Source organism: Chryseobacterium rhizosphaerae (assembly GCF_003385455.1).
GTDB lineage: Bacteria > Bacteroidota > Bacteroidia > Flavobacteriales > Weeksellaceae > Chryseobacterium > Chryseobacterium rhizosphaerae.
Map to the genome: position 1 here is coordinate 1 of NZ_QNUF01000036.1, position 18,089 is coordinate 18,089.

The window sequence follows — 18,089 nt, forward strand, 5'->3', positions numbered from 1 at the left end:
TCTAAACCCTCAATCCATCTACTCCTGCGCTCCCATATTGGGACTGCAAAGATACAAATCTTTTTCACTTTCGCAACTTTTATTTTTAAAAAGTTTTGATCACGTTTTTTAGAATTATTATCTTTTAAAGTATATCGTTTCTGCTTATCTAAAAGCTCTTCTGCGCTTACTGAATATCTTTCGTTTTTCAGTGGGGCAAAGGTAAGCCAACTTACCTATACCAAACAAGTTTATTTAACTTTAAATTCATATTATATTCATATTTTATCCTAACCTACTGGTAGGCAAGGGAGAAAATTTTAAACAAATGTTTGAAGCAACGCATTGGAGCGTAGGAGGGAGCTGAGATGAGGAGTGATGAGTGATGAGTGATAAGTGATAAGTGATAAGTGATAAGTGATGGAAGTTATACATATATATAGTAGGGTATTCTTTTATAGGATAGAGTATCTCAATTATGGTTGGGCTAAAGCCAGGGCAGAGGCTGATTTTATTTGAGCGGGCTAAAGCCCACTCCTATTGAATATGCATTTCCAAAAAGAATTGATTGGCAGCTGGCTATTGGCAGCTAGCGACTGATGGCTGGCTATGTTGACTATTGACTACCAGTTATTCATCAGCCTATATTTATATTCTATATCTACTCCCCTAGCCCCGATAGAAACGGATACCCCACAGCACAGGTCGGAACACGTAAGGATTACAGCCCTGGAAAGCCTTGGCGCGAGGAGTATGAGTGGATAGCGGGAAAAAGCTAATGGTGTTAGAGAGTCTGAGGGTTGGAGAGTCTGAGAATTGGTGGGTTCTAGAATTTGGGAGTTGAGAGAATGAGAGTGAGAGGTTGGGAGTTGAGGGGTGAAAAAAAAAAAACATTCCGTGGAAATCTTAGCTGTTAAAGACTCCCACGGAATGAGTATAAATTGAAGTTATATATTTTAATTCAGAACATAGGATGTCCCGTCTCTTCCGTCTTTTAATTCGATGCCTTCAGCCAGTAGTTTGTCTCTGATCTGATCTGAAAGGTCAAAGTTCTTGGATTTTCTTGCCTGATTTCTAAGTTCAATTAAAACTTTCAATGTCTGATCAAGTTTTTCATTGTTATTTTCTTCCACAGCCTGTAATCCCAGTACATCAAAGATAAAGGCATTCAAGGTTGACTTTAAATCTTCAAGGTCTTCTGTAGAGATTGTTTCTTTGGCATCATTTAAAGCAAAGATATATTTTACGGCTTCAAATAAATGAGCAATCAGAATTGGAGAGTTGAAATCATCGGTTAACGCTTCATAACATTTGTTTTTCCATTCTTTAAGACTGAACCCGGATTGCTTATTATCGTCAGGAGTGATTGAGTTTAATACTTTCACAGCCTCCATCAATCTGATAAATCCTTTTTCGCTGGCTATCATCGCATCATTGGAAATATCTAGAACACTTCTATAATGTGCCTGCAGGAAGCAGAAACGAACAATTGAAGGATGGAAAGGCTTCTCAAAGAAGTCGTTATCTCCTGTCACCAACTGCATAGGAAGAATATAGTTCCCTGTAGATTTACTCATACGCTGGGAATTCATCGTCAACATATTGGCATGCATCCAGTAATTTACCGGAGCAGCGTCATTGCAAGCTTTTCCTTGTGCAATTTCACATTCGTGGTGTGGGAATTTCAAATCCATTCCTCCTCCATGAATATCAAAAGTTTCCCCAAGATATTTTGTACTCATCGCTGTACATTCAAGGTGCCATCCCGGGAACCCTTCTCCCCAGGGAGAGTTCCATCTCATAATGTGAGCGGGAGAAGCTTTTTTCCAAAGGGCAAAATCCTGTGGGTTCTTTTTCTCACCTTGTCCGTCAAGATCACGGGTATTGGCAAAGAGCTCTTCTATATTACGTTTTGAAAGCTCACCATAATTCAGTCCTCTTTTATTGTATTCCAATACATCGAAGTATACTGAACCGTTGCTTTCGTAGGCAAAACCTCTTTCAATCAGCTTTTGAGTCAGTTCGATCTGTTCTACAATATGACCTGTGGCTGTAGGTTCAATATTGGGAGGAAGCAAATTAAACATCTGTAAAACTTTATGAAAATCCACTGTATATTTCTGTACGATTTCCATGGGCTCCAGCTTTTCAAGCCTGGTCTGTTTTACAAATCTGTCATTATCTACGTTCCCATCGTCGGTAAGGTGTCCGGCGTCGGTAATGTTTCTTACATATCTCACTTTATACCCTAAATGCATCAGGGTACGGTAGATAAAATCGAAAGAAAGGAAAGTTCTTACATTTCCCAGGTGTACATTACTGTAAACGGTAGGTCCACAGACATACATTCCGATGTTACCTTCTAAAATAGGTTTGAATATTTCTTTTTCTGCTGTAAGCGAGTTATATATTTTTAGTTGCATTTATTTTTTATTAAAAGATTCAATAGTTTAAGATTCAAAAATTAGTTAAAATAATATTCTGTCACAACAAATAATTGTTGTGATATAAATTTTATCTGAAACTTTTTTAAATTTTATCATAATTAAATCGCTTTTAAATGATGCTGCAGATGGTCTACATAATCATTGATAATAAATTCCAAGGTAAAAACCCGAGGTTCTGTTTTGGTGGTATCACAGGTTCTCTGTAGTGCCTCATCAGGAATATTTTCAACAATACGAACTATCTGATAATTCAAAGCCTTCCAAAGGTCGATGACCTCATCAGTAGGAATATTCTGATAGTTCTGGATTTTCACCCATTCATTTTGATCGTATACAATATTCTCGTTCTCCTTATATTGAGTGACTACAAATCTACGGATATTTGTAAAAGCACTATCACAAAGATGGCCTATAATTTCTTTTTTAGACCATTTTTCTGATGTGGCCTTATAGATCCATTCTTCTTCAGAAATTGTCTGAAATCTCTGCAGTTCGGCATCAATAATATTTTTAAGAACCTGATAATTCATTGCTAGTAATCTAGTTTTGCATGGCTTCCTACATAATGTAAGAACTCCTGTCTTGTAATAGGGTTTGTTCTAAAAATACCGCTTAATTCTGCCGTGATGGTAGAGCTTGCCGTATCTTTAATTCCTCGGCAGTTTACACAAAGATGCTTGGCATCAATGATGCAGGCTACATCTTTTGTTCCTAAAGCTTCTTTCAGGGCGTCCACAATCTGCATAGTCAGTCTTTCCTGAACCTGTGGTCTTTTTGCATAATAATCAACAATTCTGTTAATTTTTGAAAGACCGATTACTTCTCCATTTGAGATATAGGCTACGTGTGCTCTTCCGATAATCGGTAAGAAGTGATGTTCACAGAAAGAATATACGGTAATATCTTTTTCCACCAACATCTGGCGGTATTTATATTTATTGGAAAAGGTAGAAATCCCAGGTTTGTTTTCCGGAAGAAGGCCTCCGAAAATCTCATTCACATACATTTTGGCAACACGCTTTGGGGAATCTTTTAAAGAGTCGTCTGTCATGTCTAATCCCAGGGTTTCCATAATTTCTCCAAACAGCTCAGTAATTTTTTCTATTTTTTCCTGTGGCGATTTATCAAAAGCATTTTCCCTTATAGGCGTATGTTCTTTTCCTGTGAAAATATCATCGTCGTTATCAGTAAAATCAACCATTTTTATTTAATTTGCAGCAAAAATACGGATAATATTAATTCATCTATTTCAAATTGGACCGAAAAATATTATCTTTTATAACTAGTCTTATTAAAATAACCTATGATTATTGTCGAAGAAGTACAAAATGAAAAACATAAAAAGGAATTTCTAGAATTCCCTGCACAACTTTATCTCCACGACAAACATTATATACGCCCTTTAAATAAACATATCGAAGAAATTTTTGATCCTCAAAAGAGCAAGTTTTTCAAATATGGAACGTGTAAAAGATTTTTATTTAAAAAGAATCATAAAACTGTAGGTAAAGTCGCTGTTTTTATCAACACCTGCTATGAACAAAAGCAACCAACAGGAGGTTTTGGTTTTTTCGACTGTATTGATGATCAGCAAACGGCTAATTTTATTTTTGACCACTGTAAAAATTGGCTTCAGGAAAAAGGAATGGAAGCAATGGATGGCCCTATCAATTTTGGCGAAAGAGATAAATTTTGGGGTCTTTTGATTGAAGGTTTTACGGAGCCTTTGTTTGGAATGAATTATAATCCCCCTTATTATAAGGAGCTTTTTGAAAATTATGGTTTTCAGATTTATTTTGAACAATTTTGTTTTACAAGACCCATTTTCGCAGAGGTTTCACGGGTTTTCACTATTGCGTATGAGAGAAACAGGAGAAATCCTGCTATTTCCGCCCAGCCTATGAAAAAGAATAACCTGAAAAAATTTGCCAAAGATTTTACGGAGGTGTACAATAAAGCCTGGGCTTCCCATGGTGAAGGAAAACATATAGAGGAAGCTAAGGTTTTGAAAATGTTTAATACCATGAAACCTATTATCAATGAACATATCTCATGGTTTGTCTATGAAAATGAAAAACCAATTGCCATGTGGATCAATCTTCCGGACCTTAACCAATGGTTTAAATATCTCAATGGAAAATTCGGATTTTTTGAAAAGATTAAATTTTTATGGTTAAAGGAATTTAAAAAGAATGAAAAAATGGTTGGCCTGGTTTTCGGCATAGTCCCTGAATGGCAGAAAAAAGGGATTGATGGCTATATGATCTGGAAGGGAACACAACATTTGAGAGAGCATACAGATTTTACAACTACTGAACTGCAGTGGATTGGTGATTTTAATCCAAAGATGATCAAAATTGCAGAAGCTCTTGATACAACAGTGACCAGAAAACTGGCAACTTACCGGTATCTATTTGATAGAAATAAAGAATTTGAAAGGCATCCTATCCTTTAAAATGAGGAAGTCTAGGTATGAAAAATGGAAGTTATTGAAGACCAAAGGTTCAGTTTTGCTTCATATTAAAAATAAAAACCCTGCCTTACAGACAGGGTTCCTTTCATTTTGGTACTTTTATTAGAATAGCTCACCTGCTACTTTTTTAATATTATCACTTTTTCCCATTGAGTAAAAGTGTAAAACAGGAACTCCAAAATCCAGCAGTTCTCTGCATTGGGCAATTGCCCATTCTACTCCTATCTGCTTTACAGCTTCATTATTCTTGGCATTTTCCACAGCTGTGATCAGTTCTTCCGGAAGGTCTATTTTAAATACCTGCGGGAGAATTTTCAGATGTTTCTTTGTTGCAATAGGTTTAATTCCCGGAATAATAGGAACGGTAATTCCCATTTCTCTTGCTTTCTGAACGAATTCAATATACTTTTTATTGTCAAAGAACATTTGAGTTACAATATAATCTGCTCCGGCATCTACTTTCTGCTTGAGCCACTTCAGATCATAATTCATGGAAGGTGCCTCCATATGTTTTTCGGGATAACCAGCCACTCCTATGCAGAATTTATTAAGTTCATCACAAATCTGATCTTCATCATGAAGGTACTTCCCTCTTCCCAGGTTATTAATCTGGTTCACGAGATCCATAGCACTGGCATGCCCTCCCTGGGTAGGTTCAAAATACTGATGTCCTTTCATTGCATCTCCCCTCAATGCCATAACATTATCTATTCCAAGATACATACAGTCTACCAAAAGATATTCTGTTTCTTCTTTTGTAAATCCTCCACACAATAAATGTGGCACGGTATCTACATTATATTTATGCTGAATAGCTGCACAGATTCCCAATGTTCCAGGTCGCATTCTTGTAATACGACGTTCCATCAGGCCATTTCCTTTATCGAGATAGATATATTCCTCTCTTGAAGTGGTAACATCAATGAACGGAGGTTTGAATTCCATCAGCGGATCTATGTTTGTATACAGATCTTCAATACCGATTCCTTTCTGTGGTGGAACAACTTCTAAGGAGAATAAAGTTTTTCCATTTGCGTTTTTAATGTGTTCTGTTATCTTCATGTTATATTTTAGTTGTTGGTTGATAGTTGATAGCTAAGAGTTTTGATTTGTAAACAAACTATCAACTCTCACCCATGAACTATAAACTTTTTTTAATCTGCTAAGTTGGGTGACAACCATTTTCTTGCTTCCTGAATGCTACAACCTCTTCTTGCAGCATAGTCTTTAAGCTGGTCTTCTGTAATTTTTCCTAAACCGAAATATTTTGCATGCGGGCTTCCGAAATAGTATCCGGAAACAGCAGCTGTAGGAAACATGGCTAAACTTTCAGTAAGGTAAACGCCAATATTTTCTTCTACTTTTAAAAGATCCCAGATTGTTTTCTTTTCCAAATGGTCAGGGCAAGCCGGATATCCGGGTGCCGGACGAACTCCTTTGTATTTTTCGGCAATCAGATCTTCATTGCTTAAGCTTTCCTGGTTGGCATAGCCCCAGTACTCTGTTCTTACTTTTTTATGTAAAAATTCGGCATAGGCTTCTGCAAAACGGTCAGCCAATGCTTTTACCATGATGGAATTATAATCATCATTGGCTTTTTCATATTCAGCAGACAATTCATCTGTTCCAAAGCCTGTAGTCACACAAAAGGCTCCCACATAGTCTGTCTTTCCCGAACTTTGAGGAGCAATAAAATCACTTAAAGCCAGATATTCTTTTCCTTTTGATCTTTGGGCCTGCTGTCTTAAAGTTAAAAATTTAGCCTGCTCATTATTATTCTCATCAAAGATTAAGATATCGTCGGACTCATTGGAGTTGGCTTTAAAAATTCCGAAGATCGCTTTTGCCGTTAATAGTTTTTCATCTAAAATTCTTTTTAAAATAACCTGAGCATCTTTAAATAATTCTTTAGCCTGAACCCCTACTACCTCATCTTCTAAAATATTCGGATATTTCCCATGTAGGTCCCAGCTTCTGAAAAACGGCGACCAGTCTATAAAAGGAAGAAGCTCATTCAAATCCTGGTTTTCAAAAACTCTTATACCTAAGTTATTCGGTGTGAAAATTTCTTCATTCTCCCAATCAATGGTAAAATGACTTTGTCTTGCTTCTTCAATTGATACATAGTCTTTATCAACCTGTCTGTTCAGAAACTTTTCCCTGAAATCTGAATAATCATTCTTTAAATCTGAAACATATTCTTTATTCCGGTCACCCAACAATGAACTTACTACATTCACAGCTCTTGAGGCATCATTCACGTGAACAACTGCATTTTTATATTTTAAATCGATTTTCACGGCAGTATGTGCTTTTGATGTAGTAGCTCCCCCAATCAATAAAGGAAAATCCAAGTTTTGCCTTTCTAATTCAGAAGCGATATACACCATTTCATCCAAACTTGGGGTGATTAACCCACTTAGTCCGATGACATCTACTTTTTCTGCAATGGCTGTCTGGATAATCTTTTCGGCAGGTACCATCACTCCAAGATCAACGATTTCATAATTGTTACAGCCTAACACTACGCTTACAATATTTTTACCTATATCATGAACGTCTCCTTTTACTGTTGCCATTAGAATCTTTCCATTGGCTGGTCTTGAACCATCTTTTTCAGCTTCAATATAAGGTTGTAAATAAGCAACTGCTTTTTTCATTACCCTTGCTGACTTTACTACTTGCGGAAGGAACATTTTTCCACTTCCAAATAAATCTCCTACCACTCCCATTCCTGTCATCAGATTAATTTCTATGACATGAAGGGGTTTTTCAGCTGCCTGTCTTGCTTCTTCTACATCTTCTTCAATAAAACGGTCAATCCCTTTTACCAATGCATACGTAATTCTTTCCTGCAAAGGATTGTTTCTCCATTCTAAATCTTCTGTTTTTTCTTTTTTTACCGACTTATGTTTTTCGGAATAATCAAGAAGTCTTTCTGTAGCATCTTCTCTCTTATCAAGAATAACATCTTCTACAAGCTCCAGAAGTTCTTTATTGATTTCATCATACACTTCCAGCATTGCAGGGTTTACAATTCCAATGTTCATTCCTGCCTGGATGGCATGATAAAGAAATACTGAATGCATAGCCTCCCTTACGGTATCATTTCCACGGAATGAGAAAGAAACATTACTCACTCCTCCACTTACAGAAGCATAAGGAAGGTTTTGTCTCACCCATCGGGTAGCTTCTATAAAGTCGATGGCATTTTTCCTGTGCTCATCCATCCCTGTAGCTACCGGGAAAATATTCAAGTCGAAAATGATATCTTCAGCAGGAAAACCAATCTGGTTCACCAAAATATCATAAGACCGTTTTGAGATTTCAATTCGTCGTTCAAGATTATCTGCCTGCCCTACCTCATCAAATGCCATTACAATTACTGCAGCACCATATCTTTTGATCGCTTTTGCATGTTTGATAAATTCTTCTTCTCCTTCTTTTAAACTAATGGAGTTTACCACACATTTTCCCTGTGCTACCTGAAGACCGGCTTCTAAGATTTCCCATTTGGAAGAATCAACCATGATGGGGATTCTTGCGATATCCGGTTCGGAGGCAATTAAGTTCAGGAACTTGATCATGGACGCTTTTCCGTCAATCAATCCATCATCAAAATTGACATCGAGAATTTGTGCTCCGCCTTCCACCTGATGGCGGGCAATATCTAATGCTTCAGAGAATTTCTCCTCTTTAATTAGTCTTAAAAATTTTTTGGAGCCGGCAACATTTGTCCTTTCACCAACATTGATGAAATTACTTTCCGGTGTTATGATAAGAGGCTCAAGGCCTGATAATCTTAAATACTTCATCTAATTTTATTCTTCTAAAATATAATAGGCATTATTTGCATTCTGCCTTAATAAATCTCTATGCTTAGCTAAAGCAGTGATCAGTGGAAATCTCTTGTATGCTAAACCATGCTCTTTAGCAAATTTTTCTATCTCCTCTGTGATTTCGTTATAATACATATAGCTGTAGTTTGGAAATAAGTGATGGGCAACATGGAAATTAAAATTCCCCAACACATTTCTCACCAGCCAATTATTTTCTTTTAAATCATTCGTCACTTCAAACTGGTGACGAAGCCAGCTAAATGGAAGCCCATTGTTCCTGTCCAATCTTGGAAAAGCATTATCGGGCAGCGGATGTAAAGGCAATAAAACAAACAAAGCAAAAATGCTTGCTGAAATCACCTGTAAAAACCATGCTCCCAACGCTAATCCTACTGATACTTTAAAGAACACCACCGGAACTACAATCTGATAAAAAAAGTAGAACAGTTTATACCCTATCATTTTCACTTTCTCTATTACGGGTATTCTTCCCTGGGTTTTTAATATCACTCTTTCCTTATCAAAGAAATCTCTAAAATCTCTTATAAACATCCAGTTGAATAAATACAACGGATATACTAAAAAGAAAAACTTATCCTGGTATTTCTGTACCCCTTTTGCTTTGATCCAGGGAACGATTAGCAGCAAACCACTCTGCTCAATATCCGTATCCCAGCCATCCACATTAGGATAGGCATGATGACTCGCTATATGTCTTTTTTTCCAGATGTAGGAATTAGCTCCCACAAAATCAAAAATGTGTAACACCAGAAAGTTTAGTCTTTTACTTTTATAAATGTTGTTATGAGCTGCTTCATGGATAAGATTTAAATAAATCAAGACCAGAAAAACTCCCATGACAACAAAACTTAGTACATACAACCAGGGGACCTCTGCATTGAGAACAGCAACAAAGTATAAACTTATATAGATCAACGGCAGAATAACCGCCTTCACCTGGATATAAATATCTCTGTTCCCGGGAATTTCTTCTACCCGTTGGTTCACTTTCTTCCTTAGTTCATTAAACAGTTTCGCATCGTCAGAATCTTTGAAATAACTCGGCTTTTCCATTATATTAAACTTTATGGTTTATTTAAAGTTAATATTTATAATCCAGCCTACATTATTGATTTTAATTAAAAAAATCTATCAAATCATACAAATTCTTTCAATTTTCTTGGCGGATATTTTTCTACAAGATCAGCAATCGCTTTGATATGTTCCGGAGTAGTACCGCAGCATCCTCCGATAATATTGATCAATCCTTTTTCTACATATTCCTTGATTTGTCTGGCCATATCTTCCGGTGTCTCATCATATTTTCCAAAGGCATTCGGTAAACCTGCGTTCGGATAGGCTGAAACATAGAATTCTGAATTATGGGCCAACGTCTCCAGGTAAGGCGTCAGCTGATCCGCTCCTAAAGCACAGTTGAATCCAACACTTAACAGGTTCAAATGAGAAACTGAAATCAGAAAAGCTTCTGCTGTCTGCCCGCTCAATGTTCTTCCTGAAGCATCTGTAATGGTTCCTGAAACCATGATTGGAATTTTAATTCCTCTTTCATCCTGCAGCTCATCGATAGCAAACAAAGCTGCTTTGGCATTCAACGTATCAAAGATGGTTTCTACCAATAGAATATCTGATCCTCCGTCTAATAATGCTTCACACTGCTGTCTGTAAGCTACTCTCAATTCTTCGAAAGTAATTGCTCTGTATCCAGGATCGTTAACATCAGGGCTTAAACTTGCCGTTCTGTTTGTAGGACCTATAGATCCCGCCACAAATCTCGGTTTATCAGGATTTTTTGCGGTGTATTCATCACAGGCTTTTCTGGCAATTCTTGCAGACTCATAGTTCAGCTCATACACCAGTTCTTCCATATGATAATCTGCCATAGCGATGGTAGTTCCTGAAAATGTATTCGTTTCAATAATATCAGCCCCTGCTTCCAGGTATTTTTTGTGAACTTCTTCAATAGCATGGGGCTGAGTCAAAGAAAGCAAATCATTGTTTCCCTTAACCGGATGTTCCCAGTCTTTGAAGCGTTCTCCACGATAATCTTCTTCTTCAAACTTATAACGCTGAAGCATGGTTCCCATAGCTCCGTCAAGGATGAGGATGCGCTTTTGGAGTTGAGAGTTGAGAGCTGAGAGTTGAAAGTCTTGTATGCTATTTTTCATTTTCTATTTTTTTGTAATAATTTATAAATCCGCTGATAAGCTTTTTACATAAAAGGATTTTTCTATTTACAATTTCAAAATCATCTTTAGAAATATATACTTGGTCTAAAGCCAGATAAAATTGGGTTTCCAGTTCGTAAAGAGATCCTCTGGCAATATGCAAAAAGTGTAATGTATCTTTAGATATTCTTCTTCCACATCCTTCTGCTATATTTGATCGGACTGAAATAGCGGCTCTTCTTATTTGACTGGTTAAAGCAGATACTTCTTCTTTAGGAAAATTTGTGGTCAAAATATAAGTTAGGTTAACCAATTTTCGTCCTTCAATCCAAACCTCTAATTCTGTATAATCTTTACTCATTTTTTATCTATAAACTGTCAACCCTAAACCCTCAACTAATCTAAAGCTTGTTTTAAATCTGCAATGATATCTTCTACATTTTCCAAGCCTACAGAACAACGTACCAGACCTGCTGTAATTCCTACTTCATTTCTTTCTTCGTCAGACAGTTTGGAATGAGTTGTAGAAGCCGGGTGAGTAACGATCGTTCTTGTATCACCTAAGTTGGCAGAAAGTGAACACATTTGTATCTTATCTAAGAAATTTCTTCCACCCTCTATTCCTCCTTTTATTTCAAAAGCAACGATATTTCCTCCCAGTTTCATTTGTTTTTTGGCAACTTCATAGCTCGGATGGGATTTCAGGAATGGATATTTAGCCAATTCCACATTAGGATGGCTTTCTAAAAACTCGGCTACTTTCAATGCATTTTCACAATGTTTTTCAACACGGATTGCCAATGTCTCCAGACTTTTTGATAATACCCATGCATTAAAAGGAGATAATGCAGGACCTGTATTTCTTGCGAAAAGATAAATTTCTCTGATCAGGTCTTCTTTTCCTACTGCAATTCCTCCTAAGACTCTTCCCTGTCCGTCAATCAATTTCGTGGCTGAATGTACAACAACATCTGCACCATATTTAATTGGCTGCTGAAGATAAGGTGTTGCAAAACAATTATCTACAATAAAAATCAGATTGTGTTTTTTTGCAATTTTTCCAAAAAACTCCAGATCCAGAATTTCAATAGCAGGATTAGTAGGAGTTTCCAGGTACAGAATCTTTGTATTCGGTTGAATATATTTTTCAACATTTTCAGCATCACCGGCCTTGAAATAAGTAGTTTCAATATTCCATTTCGGGAAATATTTGGTGAACAAGGTATGGGTAGATCCAAAAACCGACTGGCAGCTTACAATATGATCTCCGGCATTCAATAGTGCCGCAAATGTGGAATAAATTGCAGCCATTCCTGTAGCAAATGCATATCCTGCTTCTGCACCTTCCATTTTTGCAATTTTATCTGTGAATTCCGTTACATTCGGATTAGAGAAACGGCTGTATAGATTTTTAGGCTTTTCTTCGGCAAAACTCGCCCTCATATCTTCGGCATCCTGAAAAATAAAGCTGGATGTAAGGTATAATGGTGTGGAATGCTCGTCAAACTGAGTTCTTTCAGTTTGGGTTCTTATTGCTGATGTTTCAAAATTCTCCATATAGTTTTAATTAATTTACCAATATAGCAGTCTAACAATTTAATAATGAGATTCTTCGCAATGCTCAGAATGGTAATTTACAAGTATTGGTAAACTGTTAAATTGTCAGATTGTTACATTAATTTTATTTTATTTCACTTACTCTTAAAATATCTCCGAAAACACCTCTGGCAGTAACCTGCGCTCCGGCTCCGGCTCCCATAATAACAATTGGATTTTCACCGTAGCTTTCTGTATAAATCTCAAAGATTGAATCAGAACCTTTTAACTGTCCTAATGCTGAACTTCCCGGTACGGACACCAATTTCACATCAAGCTGTCCTTTTTCTTCCTGAAGATTCCCATGCAGATCTCCTACGTAACGCAATACATGACCGGGCTCTTGGTTTTCTTTGATCTTCTGATATTCTTCATCCAGTTCTTCCAGTCTTGAGATAAATTCATTTTTTTCTACGGAAAGAAGATTTTCAGGAATTAGATTTTGAATATTAATATCCTGGAATTCGTTGATCAGATCCAGCTCTCTTGCCAAAATCAGTAATTTTCTTGCTACATCATTTCCTGAAAGGTCTTCACGCGGATCCGGTTCTGTGTATCCTTTTTCCATTGCCTCTCCTATAATTGTAGAAAACTTATCATTTCTTACAGAGAAGTTATTGAAGATATAGCTCAGCGAACCTGAGAATACACCTTTGATTCTGGTGATATTTTCTCCTGAAAGGTGTAGTAATTTGATGGTATCAATTAACGGAAGACCCGCTCCTACATTTGTTTCATACAAATATCGTCTGTTGTTTTTACTCAACGTATATCTTAGTTTACGATATTCTTCAATAGGAAGTGTGTTGAAGATCTTATTGGAAGAAACCAGGTCAAATCCGTTTTCTGCCAGGGCATGGTAGTTTTTCACAAAATCTTTACTTGCCGTATTATCCACAACAATCAGATTTTCCAATTGATTTTCGTTAGAGAATCTGATGAGTTCCTGTACATTTGAGGAGTGCTCTGCAGTCAAAACCTCATCATTCCAATTCGCATCAAAACCTTTTTTATTGAATGCAATCTTCTTTGAATTGGCTACTGCAACTACTTTAAGATCTATTTTCTTACGTCTTTTAATTTCTTCTGAAGATTGAAGAACCTGCTCAATGAGTGTTTTCCCCACATTTCCGTGACCGATAATAGCCAGATGAACAGTCTTTGGTTTTTTGAATATTTCAGATTCTAAAATATTTCTGGTTTTTTCGTCCTGTGAAGAGGTTACAACGATGTTTACCCTGTTTTCTCCTGATACCTGGTTTAAAAGCAATGGGAAGACATTATTTCTGGCCAGCTCAGCAAGAACTTTATTGAAATCTTCTGCTACAAATCCAAGTACAGAAACATTATTGATACTGTAGATTTGGGAAACTTTCCCTGATTTTCTTTCTGCTTCAAATTCATCGATAAGGCAAGCTACTGCTTTTTCTGCATCATTTTCCTGAACCAAAATAGAGATTCCGTTTTCTATAGCTTGTTGGGAAATCACTCCCACACTGATACGCGCTAAAGTAAGCGCTTTAAAAATTCGTCCGTCAATTCCGATTTCTCCAAGGAAATCTTCTCCTTCAAATTTAATGATTGATCTGTTCTTCAAAAATTTTATTTCGTTAGCATTTTTCATGAGTCTATAAAATATTTTTTATGATAGTATTTAATTGTTGGTATTCCATTAGGAAGGCATCATGCCCATGTATTGATTGGATCTCGTGATAAGAAACATTCTTATTTTTCTCTGTCAGTCTTTCAAAACACATTCGGATTTCAGAAGCAGGAAAGAATAAATCTGTATCAACGGAGATCATGTGCATTCGGGCCTGGATTTTCTCCAGCATAGCTTCTTCTGTATTGATATTCATTAATAGATGATTCATCAGCCTGTACGCTTTTAAACTAAATCTATCGTTTAAAGCATTTCCGTGATAAACCAGCCAGTCTTCCGATTCTAAGCGTTGTTTATCCTTATTGTATTTATTTTGAAATCTGTCATTAAGTGATTGTGGAGTCCGATAGCACAACATGGCATGGATTCTGGCTTTTTGCAGAGGTTCATCTTTATCATTCAGTAAAAATTTCTGAACAAGGCATTGTGCATGAAGCCAGTCATGAGTTTTAAAATCACAGGCGATAGGGATAAATACTTCTGCAAGATCAGGCTTCTTGGAAAGCATTTCCCAAGCAATCCCTCCTCCTAAGGAGCCTCCAATAATGGCATATAAGGTTTCGATATGTAAAATTTCCAGTCCTTTCAAAAAGATATTGGCAATATCTGAAGGAGTGAAATCTTCATAGTCTTCAATTAAAAAATTATCGTAGCCGTTTCCGGGAATATTAAAACACAGAACTGTGTACTTTTTCGTATCAACTATCTGACCGTCGCCAATTAATTGTTTCCACCAGCCTTTTTCTCCGGATACATTTGAGTTTCCAGTCAACGCATGATTGATTAAAATAATAGGTGCAGTGAACAAGTCTTTCCCGAAAAGCTCATAGCTCAACGGGATATGGTATTCCTTTTTGGAATGGGTTTGATACGAAAGATTAATATAGTTTAGTTCTGTTTTCAATTCTATTATTTTTAATACAATTGAAAATGCCACAGGAAATGGCTGAAAAGAACTTCAGTAAGTTATCTGTCCAAAATAATTTTGGTAGAACGTAGCACCTTCTTTGCTTGCACAAAGGGTTGCTAAGGTTTCATAGGGTCTAATCCCTCAACCTTTCTTGATAACATTTTCAATATTTGAATGAACGAATGGTGCAAAGGTAGTTTTTTTCTTTTAATTTCAAAAAAAAATTAATTTAATATTTTAATATCCCCATAAATACAAGTGTTTCAAGCCTATATTAAGAATTATTCAGATGATAGGAATTGGAATTACTTTTCAAAAAAACTAACTTCGTATGGAAAATGATGATATATGACCTCCGAAAAAGAAAGATTACAAGATTCCAAATGGAAAAACTGGGGACCTTACGTTAGCAACCGGCAATGGGGAAATGTACGTGAAGATTACAGCTCAAATGGAAATGCCTGGAACTTTACCAATCATAACAATGCGGAGAGCTATGCTTACCGTTGGGGAGAAGAAGGTATTGCCGGTATTTCCGATGTTAAGCAGCTGTTCTGTTTTGCATTTTCATTTTGGAACAAGAAAGATAAAATTGTAAAAGAGCGATTCTTTGGACTGAGCAATCCCCAGGGAAACCATGGTGAAGACATCAAAGAAATATTTTATTATCTGGATAATACTCCTACTCATAGCTATATGAAAATGGTTTACAAATATCCGATCAATGCATTTCCTTATGATGATCTTGTCACAGAAAACGGCAGACGCAGCAAAAAGGAACCGGAATATGAAATTTTTGATACCGGAATCTTCAACAACGATGAATATTTTGATATTTTCATTGAATACTGTAAGGCTGACCATAATGACATCTTGGCAAGGGTTACGGTATGTAACCGAAGTCAGCACGCTGCCCCTATTGTAGTAGCACCAACAGCTTGGTTTAGAAACAATTGGAAATGGGGATACAATACTTATAGAGGTGAAATGCATACTTCTCATGATGGAAGTATTAGTATTGGTCATGACAGTATTTCAATTAAAAAGCTATACTCCAGAAACGGAAATGCACAAAGTGTATTTTGTGATAATGAAACCAATACTTCTAAGCTTTATGGAGCTCCCAAAACTGAAAATACTTATTTCAAAGATGGTATTAATGATTTCATTATTCACCAGGGAGACACTGTAAATCCTGAGAGGAGAGGAACAAAAGCTTCTTTTCTGATTGACGAATTTATTGAATCCGGAGAATGTAAGATTTTTGAATTCAGATTATGTCCTGATGAAACTGATGAGCCTTTTCAAAGTTTCGATGAGATCTTCAATATCCGAAAAACTGAAGCTGAAGAATTTTACCACGAAATTCAAAATGACACCACGGATGAAGATGAAAGAAATGTCCAAAGACAGGCCTTTGCCGGACTTCTCTGGAATAAACAGTTTTATCATTACAATATTGGAAAATGGCTGAAAGGTGATCCTAATTTTGAAGCCCCCAGAAACTTTAATGAATATGTAAGAAATACAGAATGGAATCATCTTCACAATAAGGACATTATTTCCATGCCCGATAAGTGGGAATATCCGTGGTATGCTACCTGGGATCTGGCATTTCACTGCGTACCCTTGTCTATGATAGATGCAGAATTTGCCAAGGGCCAGCTTTTGCTATTGACCAAGGAATGGTATATGCATCCTAACGGACAGCTTCCTGCCTATGAATGGAATATGAGTGATGTAAATCCACCTGTACATGCATGGTCCTGCTTCAGGGTTTTTAAAATTGATGAAAAAAATAACGGAAAACCGGATCTTTTATTCCTGGAAAAGGTATTCCAGAAGCTTCTCCTGAACTTTACCTGGTGGGTGAACAGAAAGGATAAAAATGGAAAGAATATCTTCGGAGGCGGTTTCCTCGGGCTTGATAATATTGGTGCTTTTGACCGGAATATGGATTTAAAAGACGGGCAACATCTTGAACAAGCCGACGGAACGAGCTGGATGGCTATGTACGCACTAAATATGATGCGTATTGCCATGGAGCTGGCCCAATATTACCAGGTATATGAGGATATGGCTATCAAGTTTTTTGAACATTATCTTTATATCGCAGAAGCGATGGAAAACCTAGGTGAAGGTACCAAAGGCCTGTGGAATGAGGAAGACGGTTTTTTCTATGATGTTCTTCAGCTTGGAAACGGAGACAGCGTATCTTTAAGGTTAAGAAGTATTGTAGGATTAATACCTCTTTTTGCTGTAGAAATTGTAGACCACAGATTGCTGGAAAAGATGCCGAATTTCAGAAGCAGAATGGAATGGATACTCAAAAACAAACCTGAACTCACTAAACTTGTCTCTCATTGGGATGAGGAAGGTCATGGAAGAAAGCACTTAATGAGCATCCTCCGTAAAAACAGACTGACAAAAGTTTTAACGAGAATGCTGGATGAAAAAGAATTTTTGAGTTCTTATGGGATCCGTGCCATGTCTAAAGTATATGAAGAGAATCCATTTGTATTCTCTGTTCACGGAAGGGAAAATATGGTTTATTATACTCCTGCAGAAAGTGACAGCAGAATGTTTGGAGGAAACAGCAACTGGCGTGGCCCTATCTGGTTTCCTATCAATTTTCTGATTGTAGAAAGCTTACAGCGTTTCCATTACTATTATGGAAACAGTCTTAAAGTAGAGTTTCCAACAGGAAGTGGAGATAAGAAGAACCTTGATGAAGTGGCTCAAAATATCAGCAAGAGACTTTGCTCCATCTTTTTAAAGGATGAACATGGCCAACGCGCTTTCAACGGTGGAAATCCTAAGTTTAATTATGATGAACACTTTAGAGATTATATCACCTTCTTTGAATATTTCCATGGAGACAATGGCCGTGGAGTAGGAGCTTCTCATCAGACAGGATGGACAGCTACTGTAGCCAAACTTATTAAACCCAGACTTACATTTTAAAGAAAACGCTATACTGCATAAAAAAACCGGAT

General features: G+C 36.8%; 13 protein-coding genes and 1 riboswitch. Of the genes, 2 read left to right on the forward strand and 11 right to left on the reverse strand.

Going from position 1 to position 18,089, the window contains the following annotated elements:
- Positions 1-935: 935 nt before the first annotated feature.
- The 3 genes from cysS to folE all read right to left on the reverse strand — a co-directional run bounded on the left by cysS (position 936) and on the right by folE (position 3,627).
- Positions 936-2,402, reverse strand: a complete 1,467-nt coding sequence (gene cysS, locus DRF57_RS21105) for a cysteine--tRNA ligase (RefSeq protein ID WP_047491624.1) — start codon at positions 2,400-2,402, stop codon at positions 936-938.
- A gap of 122 nt (positions 2,403-2,524) precedes the next feature.
- Positions 2,525-2,956, reverse strand: a complete 432-nt coding sequence (locus DRF57_RS21110; protein ID WP_084086616.1) for a DinB family protein — start codon at positions 2,954-2,956, stop codon at positions 2,525-2,527.
- A gap of 2 nt (positions 2,957-2,958) precedes the next feature.
- Positions 2,959-3,627, reverse strand: coding sequence for a GTP cyclohydrolase I FolE (gene folE / locus DRF57_RS21115; RefSeq protein ID WP_047491620.1), 669 nt, complete (start codon positions 3,625-3,627; stop codon positions 2,959-2,961).
- 102 nt (positions 3,628-3,729) lie between these two features.
- Between folE and DRF57_RS21120 the strand changes: the two genes are divergently transcribed.
- Positions 3,730-4,881, forward strand: a complete 1,152-nt coding sequence (locus DRF57_RS21120) for a hypothetical protein (RefSeq protein WP_115920712.1) — start codon at positions 3,730-3,732, stop codon at positions 4,879-4,881.
- 120 nt (positions 4,882-5,001) lie between these two features.
- Here the strand turns inward: DRF57_RS21120 and metF are convergent, their stop codons facing one another.
- The 8 genes from metF to DRF57_RS21160 all read right to left on the reverse strand — a co-directional run bounded on the left by metF (position 5,002) and on the right by DRF57_RS21160 (position 15,087).
- A complete protein-coding gene (gene metF, locus DRF57_RS21125) occupies positions 5,002-5,961 on the reverse strand; it encodes a methylenetetrahydrofolate reductase [NAD(P)H] (RefSeq protein WP_047491613.1) in 960 nt (319 codons plus the stop codon).
- 92 nt (positions 5,962-6,053) lie between these two features.
- Complete coding sequence (gene metH, locus DRF57_RS21130) at positions 6,054-8,714, reverse strand: methionine synthase (protein ID WP_084086613.1); 2,661 nt, start codon at positions 8,712-8,714, stop codon at positions 6,054-6,056.
- A gap of 6 nt (positions 8,715-8,720) precedes the next feature.
- Entirely contained in the window at positions 8,721-9,812 is a 1,092-nt protein-coding gene (locus tag DRF57_RS21135; protein WP_047491610.1) for a fatty acid desaturase family protein, read from the reverse strand.
- An 83-nt stretch (positions 9,813-9,895) separates the two neighbouring features.
- A complete protein-coding gene (locus DRF57_RS21140; RefSeq protein ID WP_115920714.1) occupies positions 9,896-10,924 on the reverse strand; it encodes a homocysteine S-methyltransferase family protein in 1,029 nt (342 codons plus the stop codon).
- Positions 10,914-11,285: a four helix bundle protein gene (locus DRF57_RS21145; protein WP_084086610.1), complete on the reverse strand. Its 372-nt coding sequence runs from the start codon at positions 11,283-11,285 to the stop codon at positions 10,914-10,916. The genes DRF57_RS21140 and DRF57_RS21145 overlap by 11 nt, the downstream gene beginning before the upstream one ends.
- Before the next feature lie 35 nt (positions 11,286-11,320).
- Positions 11,321-12,481 carry an O-succinylhomoserine sulfhydrylase gene (locus DRF57_RS21150; protein WP_115920716.1) on the reverse strand — a complete coding sequence of 387 codons (1,161 nt, stop codon included), beginning with the start codon at positions 12,479-12,481 and terminating at the stop codon, positions 11,321-11,323.
- 124 nt (positions 12,482-12,605) lie between these two features.
- A complete protein-coding gene (locus DRF57_RS21155) occupies positions 12,606-14,144 on the reverse strand; it encodes an ACT domain-containing protein (RefSeq protein WP_115920718.1) in 1,539 nt (512 codons plus the stop codon).
- Positions 14,145-14,148: 4 nt separating this feature from the next.
- On the reverse strand, positions 14,149-15,087 hold the full coding sequence (locus tag DRF57_RS21160; RefSeq protein ID WP_084086607.1) for an alpha/beta fold hydrolase: 939 nt from the start codon (positions 15,085-15,087) through the stop codon (positions 14,149-14,151).
- A gap of 59 nt (positions 15,088-15,146) precedes the next feature.
- A riboswitch (SAM riboswitch) is annotated at positions 15,147-15,254 on the reverse strand.
- A 187-nt stretch (positions 15,255-15,441) separates the two neighbouring features.
- On the opposite strand from DRF57_RS21160, the gene DRF57_RS21165 reads away from it, so the two are divergent.
- Complete coding sequence (locus DRF57_RS21165; RefSeq protein WP_047491594.1) at positions 15,442-18,057, forward strand: MGH1-like glycoside hydrolase domain-containing protein; 2,616 nt, start codon at positions 15,442-15,444, stop codon at positions 18,055-18,057.
- The last annotated feature ends 32 nt before the right edge of the window (positions 18,058-18,089 follow it).